Origin of the sequence: Sphingomonas sp. ATCC 31555 (genome assembly GCF_000282895.1) — a bacterium.
Classification (GTDB): domain Bacteria; phylum Pseudomonadota; class Alphaproteobacteria; order Sphingomonadales; family Sphingomonadaceae; genus Sphingomonas.
On sequence record NZ_ALBQ01000020.1, the window covers coordinates 15,373 to 32,588 of the forward strand.

General features: G+C 67.3%; 18 protein-coding genes and 1 riboswitch. Of the genes, 10 read left to right on the forward strand and 8 right to left on the reverse strand.

Features of this window, described 5'->3' with window-relative positions; translation table 11 throughout:
• Positions 1-2: 2 nt before the first annotated feature.
• Positions 3-401, forward strand: coding sequence for a VOC family protein (locus tag B215_RS0110750; RefSeq protein ID WP_019369653.1), 399 nt, complete (start codon positions 3-5; stop codon positions 399-401).
• A gap of 6 nt (positions 402-407) precedes the next feature.
• Here the strand turns inward: B215_RS0110750 and B215_RS0110755 are convergent, their stop codons facing one another.
• Positions 408-785: a PRC-barrel domain-containing protein gene (locus B215_RS0110755; protein ID WP_019369654.1), complete on the reverse strand. Its 378-nt coding sequence runs from the start codon at positions 783-785 to the stop codon at positions 408-410.
• Positions 786-914: 129 nt separating this feature from the next.
• On the opposite strand from B215_RS0110755, the gene recO reads away from it, so the two are divergent.
• The 3 genes from recO (at position 915) to B215_RS0110770 (ending at position 3,874) form a co-directional block, all read left to right on the forward strand.
• Entirely contained in the window at positions 915-1,646 is a 732-nt protein-coding gene (gene recO / locus B215_RS0110760; protein ID WP_019369655.1) for a DNA repair protein RecO, read from the forward strand.
• A gap of 75 nt (positions 1,647-1,721) precedes the next feature.
• Positions 1,722-2,774: a 3-isopropylmalate dehydrogenase gene (gene leuB / locus B215_RS0110765; protein ID WP_019369656.1), complete on the forward strand. Its 1,053-nt coding sequence runs from the start codon at positions 1,722-1,724 to the stop codon at positions 2,772-2,774.
• Entirely contained in the window at positions 2,771-3,874 is a 1,104-nt protein-coding gene (locus B215_RS0110770) for a glycosyltransferase (protein WP_019369657.1), read from the forward strand. Before leuB ends, B215_RS0110770 begins: the two co-directional genes overlap by 4 nt.
• A gap of 45 nt (positions 3,875-3,919) precedes the next feature.
• Here B215_RS0110770 and B215_RS0110775 read toward each other — a convergent pair whose 3' ends face one another.
• Complete coding sequence (locus B215_RS0110775; RefSeq protein WP_019369658.1) at positions 3,920-5,035, reverse strand: NADH:flavin oxidoreductase; 1,116 nt, start codon at positions 5,033-5,035, stop codon at positions 3,920-3,922.
• 84 nt (positions 5,036-5,119) lie between these two features.
• A complete protein-coding gene (locus B215_RS0110780; RefSeq protein WP_019369659.1) occupies positions 5,120-6,424 on the reverse strand; it encodes a phospholipid carrier-dependent glycosyltransferase in 1,305 nt (434 codons plus the stop codon).
• Between the two features lie 1,198 nt (positions 6,425-7,622).
• On the opposite strand from B215_RS0110780, the gene B215_RS0110785 reads away from it, so the two are divergent.
• Genes B215_RS0110785 through B215_RS0110795 form a run of 3 tightly spaced genes read left to right on the forward strand, consistent with a single transcriptional unit; the run spans position 7,623 to position 10,023 of the window.
• Positions 7,623-8,831, forward strand: coding sequence for a trans-sulfuration enzyme family protein (locus B215_RS0110785; protein ID WP_019369660.1), 1,209 nt, complete (start codon positions 7,623-7,625; stop codon positions 8,829-8,831).
• Positions 8,828-9,232, forward strand: a complete 405-nt coding sequence (gene apaG / locus B215_RS0110790; RefSeq protein WP_019369661.1) for a Co2+/Mg2+ efflux protein ApaG — start codon at positions 8,828-8,830, stop codon at positions 9,230-9,232. Before B215_RS0110785 ends, apaG begins: the two co-directional genes overlap by 4 nt.
• On the forward strand, positions 9,229-10,023 hold the full coding sequence (locus tag B215_RS0110795; RefSeq protein WP_026009163.1) for a LysR family transcriptional regulator: 795 nt from the start codon (positions 9,229-9,231) through the stop codon (positions 10,021-10,023). Before apaG ends, B215_RS0110795 begins: the two co-directional genes overlap by 4 nt.
• Here the strand turns inward: B215_RS0110795 and B215_RS0110800 are convergent.
• Genes B215_RS0110800 through B215_RS0110815 form a run of 4 tightly spaced genes read right to left on the reverse strand, consistent with a single transcriptional unit; the run spans position 10,020 to position 14,387 of the window.
• On the reverse strand, positions 10,020-10,802 hold the full coding sequence (locus B215_RS0110800) for an ABC transporter ATP-binding protein (protein WP_019369663.1): 783 nt from the start codon (positions 10,800-10,802) through the stop codon (positions 10,020-10,022). The genes B215_RS0110795 and B215_RS0110800 overlap by 4 nt on opposite strands.
• Complete coding sequence (locus B215_RS0110805; protein ID WP_019369664.1) at positions 10,793-11,764, reverse strand: FecCD family ABC transporter permease; 972 nt, start codon at positions 11,762-11,764, stop codon at positions 10,793-10,795. The genes B215_RS0110800 and B215_RS0110805 overlap by 10 nt, the downstream gene beginning before the upstream one ends.
• Positions 11,761-12,588 (reverse strand): ABC transporter substrate-binding protein, encoded by an 828-nt coding sequence (locus tag B215_RS0110810; RefSeq protein WP_019369665.1) that lies wholly within the window; start codon positions 12,586-12,588, stop codon positions 11,761-11,763. The genes B215_RS0110805 and B215_RS0110810 overlap by 4 nt, the downstream gene beginning before the upstream one ends.
• Complete coding sequence (locus B215_RS0110815) at positions 12,585-14,387, reverse strand: TonB-dependent receptor plug domain-containing protein (RefSeq protein WP_236704518.1); 1,803 nt, start codon at positions 14,385-14,387, stop codon at positions 12,585-12,587. Before B215_RS0110815 ends, B215_RS0110810 begins: the two co-directional genes overlap by 4 nt.
• 153 nt (positions 14,388-14,540) lie before the next feature.
• A riboswitch (cobalamin riboswitch) is annotated at positions 14,541-14,735 on the reverse strand.
• A gap of 161 nt (positions 14,736-14,896) precedes the next feature.
• Here B215_RS0110815 and B215_RS0110820 point away from each other — a divergent pair.
• Positions 14,897-15,505 (forward strand): DUF4142 domain-containing protein, encoded by a 609-nt coding sequence (locus B215_RS0110820; protein ID WP_019369667.1) that lies wholly within the window; start codon positions 14,897-14,899, stop codon positions 15,503-15,505.
• A 21-nt stretch (positions 15,506-15,526) separates the two neighbouring features.
• Here B215_RS0110820 and B215_RS0110825 read toward each other — a convergent pair whose 3' ends face one another.
• Complete coding sequence (locus B215_RS0110825; protein WP_019369668.1) at positions 15,527-15,976, reverse strand: bactofilin family protein; 450 nt, start codon at positions 15,974-15,976, stop codon at positions 15,527-15,529.
• A 288-nt stretch (positions 15,977-16,264) separates the two neighbouring features.
• Between B215_RS0110825 and rpsL the strand changes: the two genes are divergently transcribed.
• Together rpsL and rpsG are read left to right on the forward strand one after the other, a co-directional pair.
• The gene (gene rpsL / locus B215_RS0110830) at positions 16,265-16,636 is read left to right on the forward strand and encodes a 30S ribosomal protein S12 (protein WP_010545715.1); all 372 of its coding nucleotides are present in this window, start codon (positions 16,265-16,267) and stop codon (positions 16,634-16,636) included.
• A 62-nt stretch (positions 16,637-16,698) separates the two neighbouring features.
• Positions 16,699-17,169, forward strand: coding sequence for a 30S ribosomal protein S7 (gene rpsG, locus B215_RS0110835; RefSeq protein ID WP_019369670.1), 471 nt, complete (start codon positions 16,699-16,701; stop codon positions 17,167-17,169).
• The last annotated feature ends 47 nt before the right edge of the window (positions 17,170-17,216 follow it).

The window sequence follows — 17,216 nt, forward strand, 5'->3', positions numbered from 1 at the left end:
GCATGCCGGTGGTTGGACTGGGCGGATATTTCTTCCGTGCGCGGGATCCTGAGGCGCTGGCGACCTGGTATCGCGAGATGCTGGGCGTGGGGGGCGGGTGCGGGACCGATGCCCAGGGGCAGCCCAGCCCGTGGTTCTGGTATCCAGAAGCCGGGCCGGTGGTGTTCCAGCCCTTTGCCGCGACCACCGACTATTTCGCCGCCGACAAGCAGGCGATGCTGAACCTGCGCGTCATCGATCTGGACGGGCTGCTGGAGCAGCTGCACGCCGCCGGCGTGGCGATCGAGACGCGCGCCGAATGGGACACGCCCGAAATCGGGCGTTTCGCGCGGATCCACGATCCGGAGGGCAACCCGATCGAGTTATGGGAGCTGCCGGCCGAAGCCGACTCCGCCGCCTGACGCGGCTCAGCCCGTGGGCAGGCGATCGACGCGGGCCGCCGACAGGCCGTAATAGCCGGACACGCGATCGGCATAGGCCTGGGTAAATTCGGGGGGATTGCTCGCCCAGCTCGGCCCGCCTTCGAGCACACGCCGATCGATGGTGACGATGTAATCATCGCCACCGGCATCATAGGCGATCAGTTCGAACGGCAGCGGATAATAGCTTTTGCCCATGCCGAGAAACCCGCCGAGGCTGAGCACGGCATAGAGCGTCTGTCCGCTGCCCTTTTCGACCATGAATGCCTGGACCTGACCCAGCGAATCACCATCGCGGCTGCGTACCTTCAGCCCGTCGACGCGGGCGGTGACGAGCAGGCTGGTGGTTTCGGTCGATTCGGACATGACGGGTCGTTCCTCTGCTTGGCTGCAGCGTTTGGAATGCCTGAAGCGCATTGTCGTTCCGGAGGCGCGACGAGCGGCGTGCCGGCAGATGGCATTTCCTATCGCCCGCGCTCCGCCTAGAGGAGAGCGATGCATCTGCGCGCCGAGGCCCTGATCCTGAGCGTTCGCCCGCATGGCGAACATGGCGCGATCGTACGGGCGCTGACCGCCGCGCACGGGGTGCAGCCCGGCTATGTGCGGGGCGGCCGATCGCGGGCGTTGCGGCCGGTTCTGCAACCTTCGAACGCCGTGCTGGGCGAGTGGCGCGCGCGCACCGATGAACAGCTTGCGGGGCTGGCCGTCGAATTGCTCCACAGTCGCGCGCCGCTGTTCGGCGAGCCGTTGCCGGCGGCGGCGCTGGCGTGGGTGACCGCGTTGACCGCGGTGACGCTGCCGGAAGCCTTGCCCTTTCCCCGACTATATTCGGCGCTGGAAGGGGTGCTGGCGGCGATCGAGGCGGCGCCCGCCGCACGGGGATGGGCCGTCGCGCTGGTGCGGTACGAGCTGCTGCTGCTGGCGGAACTCGGCTTCGGGCTGGACCTGACGCGGTGTGCGGTGACGGATGCGACCGAAGATCTGGCCTTTGTGAGCCCGAAAAGCGGCATCGCGGTGAGCCGTACGGGCGCGGCAGGCTATGAGGCGCGGCTGCTCGCGCTGCCTCCCTTCCTGCAGATGGGGGGCGAAGCGGGATGGGACGATATCCTCGCCGGATTGCGGCTGACCGGCCATTTCCTCGCGCGCGACTTGCTGACCGGCAAGGGGGCTGAGCCGATCGCGGCGCGCGAGCGGCTGGTGGACCGATTGTTGCGGGCGGTTGCCTAAACCGCCCCCGGGCGGCTAAGCGGCGTCCCCAGTCTCTCGCCCGTCGATCCCGATGGGCGTCGTCAGGGAAATGCGATGCCGTTGATTGCTGTTCTGCCCGGTGACGGGATCGGCCCCGAAGTGACGCGCGAGGCGCGCCGGGTTCTCGAAGCGCTGGACCTGGGCCTGACCTTCGAGGAAGCCCCGGTGGGCGGTGCCGCCTATCTGGCCACCGGCCGCCCGCTGCCCGAGACGACGCTGGCGCTGGCCAAGCGCGCCGATGCGGTGCTGTTCGGCGCGATCGGCGATCCGCGGTTCGAGGGGCTGGAGCGGGCGTTGCGCCCCGAAGCGGCGCTGCTGGGCATCCGCCGCGAGCTGGGCCTGTTCGCCAATCTGCGCCCGGCCACGCTGTTCGCCGGCCTGGAAGACGCGTCGCCGCTCAAGCCCGAGGTGGTGCACGGCCTGGACATCGTGATCGTGCGCGAACTGACCGGCGACGTCTATTTCGGCGAAAAGGGCCGCCGCAGCACGATGGAAGGGCTGCGCCAGGGGTTCGACGTCATGAGCTATGACGAGCGCGAAGTAGAGCGGATCGCACGGGTGGGCTTCGAGATGGCGAAGCGTCGTCGCAAGAAGCTCTGTTCGGTCGACAAGGCGAACGTGCTCGAGACCTCGCAGCTGTGGCGCGACGTCGTCAACGAGATGGCGACCGACTATCCCGAGGTCGAACTGACCCACATGTATGTCGACAATGCCGCGATGCAGCTGGTGCGCGCGCCGGCGAAGTTCGACGTGATCGTGACCGGCAACCTGTTCGGCGACATTCTGAGCGACCAGGCGAGCATGTGCGCCGGATCGATCGGGATGCTGCCGTCGGCATCGCTGTCCGACTGGTCGGGCGCGAACGGCATGTACGAGCCGATCCACGGCAGCGCGCCCGACATTGCCGGCCAGGGCAAGGCGAACCCTTGCGCTGCCATCCTTTCCGCTGCCATGTTGCTGCGGCACTCGCTGGACGATGAAGCATCGGCCCAGCGCATAGAAAAAGCGGTTGCCGCAGCGCTCGCCAAGGGCGCTCGGACGGCCGATCTCGGGGGTTCCCTTCCAACCACCGCGATGGGGGATGCGGTGCTGCTGGAGCTTCAGTGAGCGACACCCTGCTCGAACTTGCGATCGTTATTCCCACGTTCAACGAACGCGCCAACGTTCCTTTGCTGATCGCCAAGCTGGATGCGGCCCTTGCCGGTCGCGCCTGGGAAGCGATCTTCGTCGACGACGACAGTCCCGATGGGACCGCCGATGCCGCGCGTGCGATCGGGCGGGCGGACCCGCGCGTGCGCGTGATCCAGCGGATCGGGCGGCGCGGGCTATCCTCCGCCTGCATCGAGGGGATGTGCGCCACCGCGGCGCCGTGCGTGGCGGTGATCGACGGCGACCTGCAGCATGACGAGACGCTGCTGCCGAAGATGCTCGATGCGCTGCAGGCGGATGCGACGCTGGACGTGGTGGTCGGATCACGCTTCTGCGAAGGTGGCTGCACCGGCGACTGGGACCGCGAACGTGTGGCCAAGTCCGCCTTCGCGACCAAGCTCTCCCGCCAGGTGCTGAAGGCCGACCTGACCGATCCGATGAGCGGATTCTTCATGATCCGTAGCGAGATCCTGCGCGGGCTGGCGCCGGTGCTGTCGGGCATCGGCTTCAAGATCCTGCTCGACATCATGACCGCGAGTCCGAAGCCGCTGCACTTTCGCGAGCTGCCCTATGTGTTCCGCGTGCGGACGGAAGGGGAGAGCAAGCTCGATTACGTCGTGGCGATGGAATATCTGATCGCGCTGTACGACCGGATGTTCGGCAAGGTGGTGCCGGTGCGCTTCGCGATGTTCTCGGCGATCGGGGCGGCGGGAGCGGCGCTGCATCTGGCGGTGCTGTTCGTGCTGTTCCGCATGCTGGGCCTGCCGTTCGTGACCGGCACGATCCTGGCCACGATCGTCGCGATGACGTTCAATTTCCTGCTCAACAATGCGCTGACCTATCGCGAGCGACGGCTGAAGGGCGCCGGGCCGATGCTGGCGGGATGGTTCAGCTTCTGTCTGGTGTGCGGCGTGGGTGCGGCGGCCAATGTCGGGCTCGCGGCCTTCCTCCACAATGTGCAGCATGGCGACTGGCGGCTGTCGGCGCTGGCCGGAATCGCGGTGGCCGCGGTGTGGAATTTCGCGCTGTCGTCGCGGTTCGTGTGGGGGCGGTATTGACCGAACGATAGCCCCTCCCCTTCAGGGGAGGGGCTTACGTCCGCCTTACACCAGCTCCGCCAGGGCCGCCGGGCTGAAGTCCTTCAGGCCTTCGCTGTCGCCGGCCTGCACCTTCTTCGCCCAATCGGCATCGCTGATGAGGGCGCGGCCGACGGCGATCAGGTCGAACTCGTCGCGCTCCATCCGATCGATGAGCTTGTCCAGATCGGTGCGCTGCGAGGTCTCGCCGCCGAACGCCGCGATGAATTCGCCCGACAGCCCGACCGAGCCGACGCTGATCGTAGCAGCGCCGGTGAGCTTCTTCGCCCAGCCGGCGAAGTTCAGGCCGTTCTCGCCATCGACCTCGGGAAACTCCGGCTCCCAGAAGCGGCGCTGCGAGCAGTGGAGCACGTCCGCGCCGGCATCGACCAGCGGCTGGAGCCACGACGCCATCTCGTCCGGCGTGGTGGCGAGACGAGCGGCATAGTCCTGCTGCTTCCACTGGCTGAGGCGCAGGATAACCGGGAAGTCCGGGCCCACCGCCGCGCGGACGGCCTTCACCACGTCGACCGCGAAGCGCGAGCGTTCGGCGATCGTCGCGCCGCCGTAGCTGTCCTCGCGCGTGTTGGTGCCGGCCCAGAAGAACTGATCGATCAGATAGCCGTGCGCGCCGTGGATCTCGACCGTGTCGAAGCCGAGCCGCTTGGCATCCGCAGCAGCCTTGGCAAAGGCGGCGATGGTATCGGCGATGTCCTGCTCGCTCATGGCTAGGCCGCGCGGCTTATCCGGCGCGAGCAGGCCCGAGGGGCTTTCCACGTCCACGTCCGGCACCCAATCGGTCATCGTCCGCGTGGAGCCGGTGTGCCAGATCTGCGGCGCCATCTTGCCGCCGGCGGCGTGCACCTCGTCGATCACTGTCTTCCAGCCGGCAAGCGCTGCGTCGCCGTGGAAAAAGGGAATGCCCGGATGGTTGCGCGACGCCGGACGATCGATCACCGTGCCTTCTGACAGGATCAGGCCAACGCCGCCGTCGGCCCGGCGGCGATAATAGGCGGCATTGGCGTCGCCGGGAATTCCTTCGGGGGCGAAGGTCCGTGTCATCGGCGCCATGACGATCCGGTTGGGCAGATCGAGCGACTTGATGCGAAAGGGGCGGAAGAGGACGTCGGTCGGCGCGGCCATGGGGGCTCCGTTGCGATCTGAAACTGATGTGAAGCTAGGGCCTGCCGACCGCGCTTCAAGATGGCTGCGCGACCGCAACGAAATTTATCGCCAGTTGGGGAACCACATCCAGTGGGTGAAGCCCAGCGGGCCGTCGAGCGGGGCGGCGGAGAGGATCGGGTAAAAATAGCCGAAGCAGACCAGCGCCAGCGCGACATACCATTCTTCCCAGCCGCGCTGGCGGTTGCGATCGAAGTGATCGAAGGTCACCGGCAGCACCAGGCAGAGGAAGATCGCCGAGAGGTGATAGTAATAATAGAAGCCGAGCGACTTCGGGATGATGGCATAGATCGCCACCGAAAAGGTCCAGAGCAGCGCAAGCGCAACCGGGCGCACCGCTCGGCTGCGGAACCAGGCGGCATAGGCGGCGAGCACCGCGACCAGCCCGCCCCACATGATCACCGGGTTGCCGATCAGCAGCACGCCCCGCTGGGCCCCGGAATCCCATTCGTAGAAGAACCAGATCGGCCGCAGCATCAGCGGCCAGCTCCACCAATCCGACTGGTAATTGTGCGGGGCGAGCACCTGGGTCTGCGCCGCGTACATTTCGCGCTGGAGGGTAAGCAGGCCGCCCAGCCCCTCGGTCGCGCCGGTGAGATAGAAGAAGGTTGGGGCAAAGGTGAGGAAATAGACGGGAATGCTGATCGCGCCGAGCAGCACCAGTGCCGCCAGGGTGGACAGGCCGGGCCAGTGCGGCTGATCGGGTGCGAGCAGCGTGGCGGCGAGCGGGCGCTGTGCGCGGCGCGCATCCCGCACGCGGATCGCGACGAAGGCGAGGGCGACCATCGCGATATAGGGGGCCGCCGCCCATTTCACCGCGGTCGCCAAGCCGAACAGCGCCGCGCCGACGCACCAGCGCCAGCGCACCTGCGCAGGGCTGCCGCGCATCGCCCAGAGCAGGAATACCAGCGCCCAGAGCAGAAAGGCGCCGAGGAACACGTCGAGCATGGCGGTGCGCGCCTGGACGAACAGGCTCTGGTTGAGCATCGCCAGCGCCGCCCCGGTCACCGCCACCCGCAGCCGACCGCGCATCAGGATCATCAGAAAGGCAAAGACGCCGAGCACCGTCACGGTGCCCGCGATCGTCGGCATCAGCCGCCAGCCAAAGACATTGTCGCCGAGCAGATCCATCCCCGCGCCGATCAGCTCCTTGCCGAGCAGCGGATGTTCGATGTTGCGCGGGCCGGACAGTTCGATCAGCGCCTTCGCCGCGGGCACATAATGTACCTCGTCGAACATGATGCCGCCGGGCCGATCGAGATGGATGGTGAACAGCAGCTGCGCGGCCAAGCCGATCAGCAGGGCAACGAGCCACGGACGGGTGGCGAGAGCCGGAAGGCGGGGACGCATGGGCGCAGGCCTAGCGGAGGCGACCGCGGAGCGGAAGAGTGCGCGGCGACGAAGATCGTAGCAAGGCGCTTCGCCCAATTTTGGCGGCGGCCACCGGGCAAAGTTTAGGAAGTTTAGGCCTTCGCGGGTCTCGCGACGGCCGAGTGATGGGATGCGAAGTTTAGGAAGTTTAGGCTCGTGGAGGTTCCGCATCCGCCTGCTCCCCCAAAGCACGGCCCCGGGGCCGCGAAGCGCATCGCGCGCAGAAAGCGTCATGCAACGGAGTCAAAGAGCGCCCGCCAGGAGGCAGGACTGCTGGTACAAATAGGGAACACGTTGACGGACGCAAGGAGATGCCTGCCGCGTACGACCAATAGGATGATCATGGCAGCGAACGGCCAGAGTTGGGTGGAAAGCGGACACGTCGGTCATCAGTTTATAACGGGCCGAACAGACTTCCACGGTGCTTCCGCACAACCTCGCCTTCTGCAGAATCCTGCCTTCACCACTTCCGTCCTCACCCACGCAGCGCGCTTGGTTGAAGTGCCCGGTTCAAATTGAATTACGACCCGGCCGCCGCCGTTTGGAAACTTCGCCTTCTCAGCCAGGTATTTCACCAGCGTGCTAGCACTTATCGGCTGCGTGTTCCAAAAAAATTCACCGGATTTAGGAACTTCTATCAAGTCGCCATCGAGGAACTTGGAGGTGTTATCCGATGGAAAGGCATCTACATACGCTACTTGCTCGGAGGGCAAGCTGCTTGGTGGCCCGTTGCTTTTGTCACAACCCAAAAGCGACATGGCTATAACTGTGAGGCCAATAGCTCGCATACGCACAGTGTCTCAGGGACCTTCAATGTCCGCAAGTGGGCGAGAACCGCCTGTGTGGAATCTCGCGATGTGGTTGCTCGCCTGATTTGCATAGCCGACGTCGATGCAGGCGGGAAGGAACGCACCGCCCGTAAGGCCAGCATGAATCTAGTTCGCGAACTCATCAGCCCCACAGTGCCCGGCCATGCCGACGTCTGCTCGCCGGGCGAACGCCCGTCCCCTTTCGCCGGATCGTTCGGCCGCACGAGGCGCTTGTTGCTGCGGGTGGGGTTCCGGGCTGGTGGCCCGCTCCTTGTTCTTCGCCAGAAGGCGAGCGCTTTCGCCGTCGCTTCGCGCGCCATCGCGCCAAAAGGTTGACGCCGCGCCCCCAAGCGCCGCAAAGCAAACCCATGAAGCGTCGTACCGGACAAGACCCGAGCATCACCCGAACCTGGAAGCCCGCGACTCAGGCGGTGCGCGGCGGCACGGCGCGCTCGGAATTCGGCGAGACCAGCGAGGCGCTGTTCCTCACCTCGGGCTATGCCTATGATTGCGCAGGCGACGCCGCCGCGCGCTTTGCCGGCGAACAGGCCGGCATGACCTATTCGCGCCTGCAGAACCCGACGGTGGAGATGCTGGAGCAGCGCATCGCCCTGTTGGAAGGCGCGGAGGCATGTCGCACCATGGCGACCGGCATGGCGGCGATGACGGCTGCACTCCTTTGCCAGGTGCGCCAGGGCGATCATATCGTACAGGGCCGCGCCGCCTTCGGATCGTGCCGCTGGCTGACCGACACGCTGTTGCCGCGCTTCGGCGTGGAGACCACCACGATCGATGCGCGCGATCCGCAGCAGTTCGAGGATGCGATCCGGCCGAACACCAGGATCTTCTTCTTTGAAACGCCGGCCAACCCGACGATGGACGTAGTGGACCTGGAAGCGGTCTGCGCCATCGCGCGGAAGCACGGTATCGTGACGGTGGTCGATAATGCCTTCGCCACGCCCGCGCTCCAGCGGCCTATGGACTTCGGCGCGGACGTGGTCGCCTATTCCGCTACCAAGATGATGGACGGGCAAGGCCGCGTGCTGGCGGGCGCGGTGTGCGGATCCGAGGATTTCATCACGAACACGCTGCTCCCCTTCACCCGCAATACCGGCCCGACGCTGAGCGCGTTCAACGCCTGGGTGGTGCTGAAGGGACTGGAGACGCTGGACCTGCGCATCCGCCGCCAGAGCGAGAATGCGGTGAAGGTGGGCAGCTTCCTGGAGAAGCGGGTACCGCGGGTGAACTTCCCCGCGCTGCCCAGCCATCCGCAGCACAAACTGTTCATGCGCCAGATGGCCGCCGCCGGACCGATCTTCAGCTTCGAAGTCGATGGCGGCCGCAAGCAGGCGCATGCGCTGCTCGACGGGCTGGCGCTGATCGACATCTCCAACAACATCGGCGATTCGCGCTCGCTGATGACGCACCCGTCCTCGACCACCCATTCGGGCCTGGCCGAGGAGAAGCGGCTGGAGATGGGAGTCACCGAGGGAATGATTCGCATCAACGTCGGCCTGGAAGATGCGGACGACCTGATCGCCGATCTGGACCAGGCGCTGACGGGTGCCGGCTTGTGAAGGCGCTGTTCACCGACGAGGCGACGACGCGCGGCGTGGTCGTTCGCGTTTCGGTGTCGTACCTGCCCGAGCAGTCGGAGCCAGATCGCGGCCGCTGGTTCTGGGCCTATCATATCCGCATCGAGAACGAAGGCCCAATGGCAGTGCAACTGCTCACCCGGCACTGGATCATCACCGATGGGCGCGGCCTGCGCCACACGGTGGAAGGCGAAGGCGTGGTGGGCGAGCAACCGGTGATCGCGCCCGGCGCGAGCTTCGACTATGTCTCCGGCTGCCCGCTTTCGACCCCGAACGGATCGATGCAGGGGAGCTATCACATGATCGGCGAGGACGGATCGGCGTTCGACGTTGCGATCCCCCGCTTTTCGCTGATCGCGCCGGCCGTGGCGGGCGAGCAGTGAAGCGGACCCATCTTCCTCTCAATGGCATGCGCGTGCTCGATGCTGCCGCGCGCCATCTCTCCTTCACCCGCGCGGCGGACGAGCTGGCGGTGACCCCGGCTGCCGTCGGCCAGCAGATCCGCGCGCTGGAGGATACGCTGGGCGTGGTGCTGTTCCGCCGCACCACCAAGGGCCTGGAACTGACGCCCGAGGCGCAGAGCGGGCTGGCGGCGCTGCGCAACGGATTCCTGCAGTTCGAGGAAGCGGTGCGCGCGATGCAGGCGGGGCAATCCTCCAAGTCGCTGACCATCGCCGCGCCGCGCGACCTGACCGCCAAGTGGCTGATGCCGCGTCTGTCCGACATTGCCCGCGCCGATCCCGACCTGCGCTTCGTGCTGGTGCCCGCCGACGATGCGCTCGATTTCACCGAAGCCAATCTCGACCTGGCGATCCGCTGGGGCGAGGGCCCGGGGGAGCATGAAGGCGAGGCGCTGGAAAGCGACGGCATGATCACCGTCGAGCGGCCCGGTGGCGGCGGCATCGACGTGCGGATCTCCTGGCCCGGCTGCATGGCCGAGGATGCCGGATCGCTGGTGCGCGTCGCAGATGCGGGGCTCGCGATCGACGCGGCGGCGCAGGGGCTGGGCCGGGCGACCGTGCCCGAGCTGCTCGCCCGCGCCGATATGGAGGCGGGCCGCGTGGGCGTGGTCGGCGAGCCCAAGGCGTCGCGACTCGGCTATTGGCTGGTCGCCCCGCTGCCGCAATGGCGACAGAAGAAGGTTCAGACGCTGGTCGAGGCGCTGGGGGGCTAAACGCTTCTGGTGCGGCCGATCGGCACCGGCAGCAGCCGGCCCTGGTCGTCGCCGATCACCATCACCTCGACGCCGAAGGCATCGCGCAGCGGCTGGTGGGCGAGGGCGGTCTCGGCCGGGCCGAAGGCGATGGTTCTGCCCTCGCGCAGCAGCAGCACATCATCGGCGGCGCGGGCCGCCTGGACAAGATCGTGCAGCACGATCACCACCCCCATGCCGCCGGCCGCAAGCGCGCGCAGGCGATCGAGCAGATCGAGCTGGTGGACGGGGTCGAGGCTGGCGAGCGGCTCGTCGGCGAGCAGCCACTGCGGCTGCCCCGCCAGCACGCGCGCCAACAGCACGCGGGCGCGCTCGCCGCCCGAAAGCTGCGTGACGAGTCGATCGGCGAGGGGAGCGATGGCGGTGGCGTCGATCGCAGCATCGATGGCGGCGCGATCTTCGGTCGACAGCCCGGCGAACGGCGCGCGATGCGGCAGGCGGCCGAGCGCGACGAGATCGGCCACGCGAACATCCCAGTGCACCGTCGCTTCCTGCGGCAGATAGCCGATGCGGCGGGCGCGTTCGCGCGGGTCGAGCCGGCCGAGCAGCTTGCCGCCGAGCTTGACCTGGCCGGCATCGGGATCGAGCAGCCCGGCAAGCGTGCGCACCAGCGTGGATTTGCCCGAACCGTTCGGGCCGAGGATCGCGGTGACCTTGCCCGGTCGCAGCACCGCGTCCAGCCCCTGCAGCACCCGGCGCTTGCCGAGGCTGACGGCGAGATCGGAGACGCTCAATTCCATGTCGACCGCCGGAGCTTGAGGAGCAGCGCGAAGAAGAACGGGGTGCCGAGCAGCGCCATCGCCACCCCCAGGCGGATCTCGCCGGGGCCGGGGGCGAGGCGGACCAGGCTGTCCGCCGCAAGTACCAGGGCGGCACCGCCGAGCGCGCTGGGCAGGAGCAGCGCGGAAGGGCGGGCACCGGTGACCGGGCGGAGCAGGTGCGGCACGATCAGGCCGACAAAGCCGACGACGCCGGTCACCGCCACGCTGGCCCCGACGGCCAGGCCGGTGCCGAGCACGACGAGCAGCTGCGTACGCTCCAGCCGCAACCCCATCGATCGCGCCGCCGCCTCACCCAGAGTCAGCGCATCGAGCGCGCGGCCGGTGAACAGCAGCAGCGCGCAGCCGACCAGGATGAAGGGCAGAGCAAGCTGCACTTCGGCGTAGCTGCGGTCGGTGAGCGCGCCCATGATCCAGTCGAGAATCTCGGCGGTGGCATAGGGGTTGGGCGCGATCGAGATCAGGAAGCTGGTAAGCGCGGCGCCAAGGCTGGCCAGCACAGTGCCCGCGAGGATGAAGGCCACCGCGCTTTCCGCGCGCCAGGCGAGGCCGGCGAGCAGCAGCATCGATCCGCAGGCGGCCGCCATCGCGCAGCCGAACAGCATCAGCGGCGCGGTGCTGCCCAGCAGCACGATTGCGCCGACCGCTCCCAGCGCGGCGCTGGAAGAGACGCCGACCACGGCGGGATCGGCAAGCGGGTTGCGCAGGAACCCCTGCAGCACCGCGCCGGACAGGCCCAGCGCCGCGCCGATGGCAAGGCCCAGGATCGCGCGGGGCAGGCGCAGCTCGGCGATGATCCACCAGCGCGGATCGGAGCTGAACCAGGCGGCCGGCGGCACCCAGAACTTGCCCGCCATCAGCGAGCCGGCGAACAGCAGGGCGACAAGCAGGGCCAGGCCGGCATGGAGAACGACTCGGTTCAAGGAACACTCCGGCGGATGGCGGCGAGGCGAGTCATCGCGGCGGGAATAACGGGGCCGCCGCAATTGACCAGATGGCGCGGGAAGCGCGCTTGAAGCACGGACAGGCCGGTTTCGGCAATGACGCGCTTGCGCAGCGCTGCGGCGCGCGAGTCGCTGTCGTGCCCGGCGCCATCGGGTGCGAGCATCACGCGCGGCGGATCCGCGATCACCCGCTCCATCGGCAGCTGGCCGGTATGGACCAGCCCGTAACGCGCCGCCTGGTTGGTGAAGCCCGTGCGGACCATCATGTCGTCGAGCAGCGTCTGGCTGCCGTTGACGAGGTTGCCGCCGATCCACAGCAGCGCGGGAGCGCCGGCACCGTGCCAGCGGGTGGCGGCGACGGCGGCATCGATCCGGGCGTTCATTGCAGCGCCCTTGGCCGATGCACCCACGGCGGCGGCGAGTTCGGTCACCTGGGCCTTGCTCGCCTCGATCGACGACGGGATGTCGAGGTAGAGCGTCCTCAGCCCGGCGCGGGCGAAGGCTTCGCGCGTGGAAGGCGGGGTGAAGCTGCTGGCGATCACCAGATCGGGCTTCATCCCGATCACTTCCTCCGCCGTGCCGCTGGTGCCGCGAAAGCGGCGGGCGAGGTCGAGCGGAATGGAGGTGGATTCCGCCGCTTGCGAATAATGGCTGATCGCGGCGATGCGCGCGGGTGGCACCAGCTCCATCAGGGCTGCATCGGCGCAGGGATTCATCGAAACGATGCCGCCGCCGCCGGTGGACGGCGGCGCCGCGCAGCCCGCGGCCATCAGGCAGGCGAGCAGCGCGGCGCCGCGGATCACTGGAACCGCACCCGGATGCCGCCGTACGCCGCACGGCCATAGCTGCTGTAGCCGGCGATCTGCTGATAGCGTGCGTCGCCGATGTTATCGACGCGGCCATAGACCGACAGCAGGCGGTTGAGCGGCATTTCCGCCCGCACGCCGGCCAGCGCGAAGCCGTCGATGCGGGTGGCGTTGCCGGCATCGTTGAAGCTGTCGCCCACCATCGTCACCGTGCCGCCGACCGAGAGGCCGAAGGGCAGGCGATAATCGGCAGAGACGCTGCCGCTGTCGCGCGGGCGCCGAGGCAGGTCGCGGCCGAGGCTGCCCGCGCTGCGGTTCTCGGCATAGACATGGGTGAAGTTGGCGCGCACCGTCATCGCCTCGACCGGTCGGAGCACGGCTTCGAGCTCGATGCCCTCTGCACGCGTCTTGTTGAGATTGAAGTAGCTGGACGTGGCGAAGTTATAGTCAATCTGGTTGTCCGCGTCGCGGTGGAACCAGGTGGCGCCCAGCGCGAGCTTGCCGCCCGCGAGCATCTGGCGCACGCCCGCCTCGTAGCTCTGCGCGGTTTCGGGTTGCAGGTCCGCAAAGCCATAGGCGCTGTAGAGCTGGTAGAGCGTCGGCGCCTTGAAGCCTTCGCCATAGCTGGCGTGGAGCAGCGTATCGGCAGTGGCGCGCACCGCGAGATCGGCGTTCCAGGTCCAGTGATTGCCGAAGCGGCTGTGATCGTCGTTGCGGACGCCCGCCGTCACCGTCACCGGCGCGATCGGCGTGACGATCGCCTGACCATAGACGCTGGTGATGCCGGCCGAATAGCGGCCGGTGCTGCCAAAGCCTTCGTCATAGCGGATCCGGCTCTGCTCATGCTCGGCGCCGAACACGATGCGGAGCTGCTGCGCGATCCGCGCATCGCCCTGATAGAGATAGCGTTCGGCGCGGCCGCGATAGCGATAGGCGATGCTGTCATCGGCATTGTGGCCGTCGCGATCGATATCGGAGAAGGTGAAGCCGATCCGGCTGCGCAGCGCGCCGCCAAAGGCTTCGTGGCGCAGGCCGGCATAGCCATAGACTTCCTGGGTCTTGGCATATTCGCCCGTGTCGCCGAACGCGAAGCTGGGCGGCGCATAGCCGTCGAGATCGACCTTGCCGTCGGCATAATAGCCGCGCAGATCGATCGCCAGGCCTTGGGCGAGGTTCACCGTGACGTTGCCGGTGGCGCCGAACTGGCGATAGCCGTCCGCTTCCGTGCCGCTGGCCGCCGCCGAGATGCCGTCGGTGGTGAGATACCCGGCGGAGAGCCCCGCGGTGATCCGATCGTTGCCGCCGGCAATCGCGGCGTTGCCGTTGAACGTGCCGAACGATCCACCCTCGGCATTGCCGCGGACCTTCAGGCCCTGGCTGCCCTGCAGCGTGGTGACGTTGACCACGCCGCCGATCGCCTGGCTGCCCCAGATCACCGAATTGGGCCCGCGCAACACCTCGACCCGTTCGATCGAGCCGGAGAGCAGGCTGGCGAAGTTGAACGCACCGCCGGTGGAAGAAGGATCGTTCACGCGCACGCCGTCGATCAGCACCAGTGTCTGGTCGCTCTGCGCGCCGCGGATCGAGAGCGCGGTCGCAGTGCCGAGACCGCCGTTGCGCACGGCGGTGATGCCGGCGGTGGTGGCGAGCAGATCGGAGAGCGCGACGGTCTGGCGCTGCTCGATCTCGGTGCGGTCGATCACCGTCACGGAACGGCCGACTTCGTCCGCCGGCTGGGCGACGCCGCTGGCGACGACGATGATCTTTTCGTCCTCGCGCTGAGCATGGGCAGCCATCGGTGCGAGCGCGGCGGTGGCAGCAAGGGAAAGTCGCAGGAATCGCATCTGGTACAGACACCCGAAAACGCGGGCCAACCGGGCCCGGCATGGTTTGGTGTCGCTCGCGCGGGGATTTCAGCCCCGATCACCCGGTGCACCCCGCCCGCGTGAAGGAATCGACGGCAACGGGCAGGTCTCCTGGCTTCCGGGTCGTCGCTGGCGTGCCGCCTTCCCGAAGCCGGCGGCTCCAGTGGCAGAGAGTGGCACGCCGGCTCGCCGGCTACAGTTGCGGGGGCAGCCTCGGACTATGGACCGAGTTCCCTTTTCATCCTCCCGTGGGAGGACACCCATTGCGGCGGCGGCTTTAGCGCCAAGGCGCGGCGGCGGGCAAGCCCCGGCGGCCGGCAATGCCTTGAGAGCTCTTAACCTGGCATAGTTTCGCAATTGAAATCAGGTAGATGGATTCGAGGTTTCGGAACAGCACGGTGCAAGGCGCGTTCAGTCGTGCCAGGAACGAGGAGTATCCAATGATGAAGAAGCACCTGCTGATCCTGGGTCTTGCACCCGTGCTCGCGCTGGGCGCCTGTGGCGGCAACACCGAGAATACGGCGATGGACAATGGCGCCGTGGTCACCAACTTGCCCGCCGACGAGGGCATGGGCGACAATATGGGCGCGATGAACGGGATGGGGGACAACGCGATGGCGGCCGCCCCGATGACCGGGCAGGATTTCGCCAACACGGTCGCCGCCAGCGACGCCTATGAGATCGCCGCCGGCCGGCTGGCGCAGACCAAGGCGACCAGCGACGACCTGAAGGATTTCGGCAAGGACATGGTGGAGGAACACACCAAGTCGACGGGCAAGCTGAAGACCGCGGCCGGCACCGCCAGCCCGGCCATCACCCCTGCTGCGGCGATGACCGCCGAGCAGCAGGCCAATCTGCAGGCGTTGCAGACGGCGACGGGCACGGCGTTCGACACCGAATACAAGGCACAGCAGGTGGCCGCACATGAAAAGGCGCTTGCTGCCGTGCGCGCCTATGCCGCCAGCGGCGACGTGCCGGCGCTGCGCGAGTTCGCCAGCGATGCCGAAGACATGATCTCCAAGCATCACGACCGCATCCGCGGCATGTGAGTGCCGGCGGGGAAGGCGGGTTCAGCCCGTCTCCCCGCCCACTGCCTGAAGCAGCACCGGGGCCGGCGCCGCGGCGGCCGCATTGGCGCCGCCCATATGCTTCAGCCGGCCGTCGATATGGCCGCCCTGTTCCACCGTCAGCGTTTCGTATTCGACATCGCCGGTGATTCGGGCGGTTCGTTCGATGGTGAGCTGGCGCACGCAGACCGATCCTTCGACCAGCCCGGCCAGCCGCGCGTCTTCGGCTTCCACCCGCCCGAAAATCTGACTTTCGGCGCCCTGAACCAGGCTGCCGCAGCGCACATCGCCCTCGATCCGGCCGTCGACATGCAGATCGGACGTCGCGGCGATGTTGCCGGCGACGACGATATCCGCGCCCAGTACCGAGAACTGGCCGCGCCGGGCATGCCCCTGCGCCTGGGCGCTGCCCGAGGCGGGACGCTCGTCGCGATTGCGGTTGCCGTTGAACATGTCTGCTCCCCATGCGGTGGTTGCCGAATCCCTGGTCCGCGGGCTAGCACAGCCGCGTTGCGGTGGCAGCCCCGGGAAGCTGCGAGCCCGCGCGGGCGCAGCGGTTGACCGCGAGGGCGCGCATCGATATAGGCCGCCCGGTTCCGCGTGGGGCGATTCCCCTTGTGGCGCAAAGAGCTGAACGTTGCTGGAGACGCAATCGCCCGGGGGGCTGAGGCCGCCGGGGCTTTTTCGTATTCTGTCCAACAGGGCTCCAGCAAAGTAACCATCTGAAAGGTGAAGGGCTTCATGCCGACGATTAACCAGCTGGTCCGCAAGGGCCGCGAACCGCAGAAGGCCAAGAGCAAGGTCCCTGCGATGGAACAGAACCCGCAGAAGCGCGGCGTTTGCACCCGCGTGTACACGACGACCCCGAAGAAGCCGAACTCGGCGCTTCGCAAGGTGGCCAAGGTCCGTCTGACCAACAGCCGCGAAGTCATCAGCTACATCCCGGGTGAAGGCCACAACCTGCAGGAGCACTCGGTGGTGCTCATCCGCGGCGGCCGTGTGCGCGATCTTCCCGGCGTCCGCTACCACGTCCTTCGCGGCGTGCTCGATACGCAGGGCGTCAAGGATCGCAAGCAGAGCCGTTCGAAGTACGGCGCGAAGCGTCCGAAGTAATCAGGCCATAGTAAGCCCCGAACAGGTTTCGGAACGGCTGAAGATCATAAGGAAAAGTTGAGATGGCACGTCGTCGTCGTCCCGAGAAGCGGGAAATCCTGCCCGACCCGAAGTTCGGGGATGTGGTTCTTTCGAAGTTCATGAATTCGGTGATGCTGGACGGCAAGAAGTCCGTCGCCGAAGCGATCGTGTACGGTGCGCTCGAAACCGTCGAGACCCGCGCCAAGCGCGAGCCGCTCGGCGTGTTCCATGACGCGCTGAACAACATCAAGCCCGGCATCGAAGTCCGCAGCCGCCGCGTCGGCGGTGCGACCTACCAGGTCCCCGTCGAAGTGCGCCCCGAGCGCGCCCAGGCGCTGGCGATCCGCTGGCTGATCGCATCGGCTCGCAACCGCAGCGAGCACACCATGGCCGCCCGTCTTTCGGGCGAGCTGATGGATGCGGCGAACAACCGCGGCAACGCGGTGAAGAAGCGCGAGGACACGCACCGCATGGCGGAAGCGAACCGCGCCTTCAGCCACTACCGCTGGTAAATTTCTTACCTACATATTGGGGAGCTGGACGGTCCGGCTCCCCAAAT